At 34.6% G+C, this 4,556-nt stretch carries 2 protein-coding genes and 1 pseudogene; all 3 read right to left on the minus strand.

Annotated elements, in window-relative coordinates:
• Nucleotides 1-934 precede the first annotated feature (934 nt).
• On the minus strand, nt 935-1,288 hold the full coding sequence (locus E1171_RS06510) for a hypothetical protein (protein WP_155205203.1): 354 nt from the start codon (nt 1,286-1,288) through the stop codon (nt 935-937).
• An 81-nt stretch (nt 1,289-1,369) separates the two neighbouring features.
• Nucleotides 1,370-2,422, minus strand: a complete 1,053-nt coding sequence (locus E1171_RS24430) for a helix-turn-helix domain-containing protein (protein ID WP_222931419.1) — start codon at nt 2,420-2,422, stop codon at nt 1,370-1,372.
• 1,104 nt (nt 2,423-3,526) lie between these two features.
• Nucleotides 3,527-4,556 (minus strand): annotated as a pseudogene (locus tag E1171_RS06520) (hypothetical protein); the annotation flags it as partial.

A 4,556-nucleotide genomic window follows, 5' to 3' on the forward strand; every position in this document is an offset into this window, starting at 1 on the left:
TAATGTGATTGCAGACAAAGAAATTGAATTTAATTATGCTACACGATTAATACAAGGTCCATTTTATTGAAGGGTAAAATTAGAAATGAAAAACTCTCCGTTTATGTTATTGTTGGTCCTTCTTTGGACTGAGCGATTAGTAGCTATGATGTGCTTTAGGGAGAAAGGAAAAAAGAAAAGTCTGAAAAAGATCTTAATCACCAATTCGACTTTGGGGCTGACCTTGGATTAGGAACGGAAATCCTAGTAGTGTCAGGCAAGTTTATGGTTGATGCCCCCTATAGCTTTGCCTTTGACAGTCTGTTAAAAGAAAATAAAAGCACGGAGGCACTAAATATGGTAACAAATGTAAAAAACAGAGGAATTGCCTTAACTGTTGGCTAAATGCTTCCATTAAAATATTTTAAAAAAAAGCCTGGTTTACATTTTCTATTCATCCTATTTTCTTTTTCTAGTGGCTCCTAAATTATGGACCATGAATTTTGTTTTAATGGCTAGGGAAAGTTTTTCTCAACATCCAAACACTAATGTTACACACATTACTTGGACCCATATGCACCATGATAGCATTTTATTAAATCCTCCAATAAAGTCATCATTTATAGTTTGAGGAATAGTGGACAAGTTATCATTTTACAATTGATCCATAAGGACAAATTGCGGGCCCACCGATATTTCAGATTAACATATTATCCTTATCCTAACCCATTGTACACTCAAGTATGACAGCCCTAATTAGCCACGGTCAAAAATGATAAAGGAGCCGTAAATAGCACATCCACGGCTCACTTAACAACATAAACATTTATTTGCAGGGGTTACCTTCTCTTACTTTTTGAAACAAAGAAGGGGAAAACAGGAATATTACTAACTTTGTAAAGGTATCTATAGGTTTTATTATTACAGAGCATTTACCATCTAAATACCTATTAGGTTATTCTGCATTGAAATACTCTTCATTAATGATTTTCCCATCATTGTTCCACTTTCTACGAATAATTTCATGCCAGTGGATTTTGCTTCCGTCCTTCATGTCAAAATCAAAGGTAAACTCTGAATCAGACACATTTCCTTCCACTACAGTGCGGTGGTGTTTAATGCTATTAATATTCTTTATGGAACCAGTAAAGTCTTCTAATTTCCGGACCTGTTGAGCTTTATTGTTCATTTCTACATGTCCGTAATCAGAGGTATGAGCATTATCAGCAAAATAAGTTTTAACGGCATCCACTATAGCCCCTTTTTCTACCAAAGAATCAATCTTTCCTACTTGTTGTTTTAGGTCCATCTTTTTTCGTTTTAATGATTAACATAAATTAACAATGAGAAGTTAGGACAGGTATGGCATGCAAATACTACAAAAAAGACTTTAAAAATTGCACTTTTCATTTTTCAGGTCCGTGGGAGTGATACCAGTGTAGTGCTTGAAAAAACTTGAAAAATGGTTCGGTTCTTCAAAGCCTAATCGGAAGGATATCTCACGAATTTTGACACCTTTTAATAGCATATATTTAGAAGTGTTTATTAATTCTAAGCGAAGTAATTTCCCTAAAGAAATATTCATTTTTTCTCTTACTTTCTTGGATAGGGCTTTTACCGATAAATTCATCTTGCGAGCATAAAACTCCAGAGATCTTTCTTCTGTGTGGTACTTCTGCAAAAGGCTCATAATGTTTTTCGAAAAATCATCTCGATATGGATAATCAAAATTTTTCCTGAATTGTACAGGGCTTTGTCCTGTTGCTTTTTTAAATACCCGATTAAAATAAGCAGAATCCTTATAACCCAGGTCATATGAGATTTCTTTTATAGACTTATTCGTAAAGGCCATCTCTTTTTTACTTTCTAGAAGCCTCCTATTTCTCAAAAGCGTACTAATCGATATTCCAATCTTTTCTTTAACTAAGGTATTGACATTATAGCTGACTTCACCAAATAAAGAAGTAAGCTCCTCACTTGTCAGGTGATATTTATAATTGCAATCAATAAACTCCCTGAGGTTTGAAATGATTCGATATTGTTCTTTGGATGCTTGAAAAGGGTTTTGCCGATACCATTGATGGGATGAAGCCAGCAAAAGATCAATAATATGGTTGTTGCTGCCTATGTTTTCCAAATATTTTTGACATGCTTTACAATGACTGAAGTTAATGTAACTGAAAGGTATCAGGTTTAAAAATAGGACCCTAACTTCCTTATGAAGGAATATGAGTTCGCAAGGAAATTCAATTTTAAGGATGATAAAATCATCCGAGAGAAATTTGATGTACTGCCCCTTGACTAAATAAATACCTTTCTCCCGCCAATCGTAAAAGTTTAGGAAATCTACCTGAACACCACCATTTCCTGATAGCACTTTGATCAAAGTGTATTTATTAATGAAATAAACTTTATTAATTTCAGGAATAATTTTTTTTACCACTTTAATTTCTTTAGAAATAAATTGATTTAATAGGTCTAAAGGACTCCCTTGGCCCTTTTTTCATATCTATTTGGAAAGTTGTTGATTCAGGGCAGTTCTTTTGGAAAGGTCAGTATACAGTTAGCGGTATAAATAGTAAAAGAAGGAAAAATCACTACACTTTTTTCAGATTTTATAGTAGAAAGCACCGAAGTTGCAATTCTAATAGTCCTCCTATTATCCCAGCATGATATAAATACGCCGCATGAGATGTTTATAGGAATATAACATTCTTTTAGAAAGAGGGCAAGTCTCCTTGCACCCATGACAACTAAAGTTGTAATGGTATCAATTGGGATTAATTATACTATTACGCTTAATTTAGTTGCTTTCATTGCCACATCTGCAGAAGCCTTTTTTGTATCAACAAGGTTTGGTGCCATTTTCTTAATAATCACTAATTTTCTAATAGCCTATTTCTACCATTTCTACTTGATTAGTAAGATAAACAGCAGTGATGATGTTGTTTACGTTCAGAAGAAATTATCTCAATTTACAATATCTAGTTTCAAATGTGTGCGAATGACCGTTAACCAATTACCATTTTGGTCAATCTGCTGGATGAGCTTAGATGCCATTTATAAATGACCATTTCTCTATGAGGGAATTAACTTCATCGTATTTTTGGGACTCTCATATTTGTCCTATAGGCTTTTCATGGAACTAAACCCGAAAAAAAGAATCTAAGGTGAGAAGTTTTTTCCTTTCCGAAAGTGACTGGAATCCAATTATCAAGTCTTCAGCAATACTAAAGCAATTGGAAGATTAAAAAAAAATAGAAGAGCCTGCTTATACCCTTGTATCCGCATACTTCGGGATGGGTAAAATGGAGATTTTTGGCTTTTGTTTTGATTAGGTGTAGGCTAATGGAGAATCGCTCTGATTCCTATGGAACACTTATATACTACCGTTAGTCAGTTAAATATAGGATAAAGATAAACCGTTTTCAGAATTAAAAATCTCATTTTCACTAAATGACAACTCCCCAACCTGAAGAAAAGGGGAGTTATTCATTATAGCCACAGTTAAATTAAAGGTTGGGAGACCAACTTAAACCATGCCAAATCAGTTAACTGTATTGTTATTGTTACACATATTACCACTACCTGCCTGTACAACTCCCCAAACTTGTAAAATATTAGAGGTGTTTTCAGCATTAATTTGGTTATTCATATTTGCCTGGTTTAAGCTGCCAAATTGCGCTCCTCCAAAAATTTGTAGGATTTCTGAATTTCCATCTGTGCTAAAATTATTATTATTATTCATTTCATTGGATGCTCCAAATTGTGCTCCAGCAAATGTTTGAAACACATCTGTGTTCATATTACTTTGCTCAACCATATCAAGGAAGCCATTATTTTGATTCATTGTATTTCCCATTCCAACTTGTACCCCAACAAAAGCCTGAGCAAATCTTGTGTTATCGTTTCTAAGGCGGTTATTAAGTCCCATTTCATTTTGACTTCCAGCTTGTCCGCCAAAAAAAGCCTGAGCCACTCCCATGTTGCCATCACTAACCTGGTTATTTTCCCCCATAGAATTTTCGCTTCCAACCTGAGTACCAAACATTCCCTGAGCAATTCCTGTGTTATTATCTTCAACGAGGTTATTTAAAGTCATATTATTTAATTCTCCAAATTGAACTCCTGCCATTGCTTGAACCAGTCCTGTGTTATTATTGATAACTAAGTTATTATTCCTCAAAATATTTCCGCTTCCACCCTGCACGCCAAACATTCCCTGAGCAATTCCTGTGTTTCTATTAGTAACTTCGTTATTCTCATTCATTTGATTGGACATTCCGAATTGCCTGCCTGCCATTGCTTGAGCCACACCCATGTTATTGGGAATACCAAAAAAATCACCAACTTCGTTATTATTATTCATTTGATTGGACATTCCGAATTGTATGCCTGTCATGCCCTGAGCTATTCCCATGTTTCCATTATCTACAACGTTATTCTCATTCATTTTTTGGTCGGTTCCAAATTGAAAGCCTGCCATTCCTTGAAACATTCCACTGTTGTCAGACTGAATATCGTTATTATTATTCATTTGATGATCCGTTCCTAATTGAAAACCAAATAGTCCTTGA

Origin of the sequence: Xanthovirga aplysinae, from assembly GCF_009711365.1 — a bacterium.
GTDB classification, from domain to species: Bacteria; Bacteroidota; Bacteroidia; order Cytophagales; family Cyclobacteriaceae; genus Xanthovirga; species Xanthovirga aplysinae.

What these genes read in the sequence shown, in the direction of transcription:
- E1171_RS06510 (WP_155205203.1), bottom strand. Translation starts at nt 1,288, where the DNA reads ATGGACCTAAAACAACAAGTAGGAAAGATTGATTCTTTGGTAGAAAAA.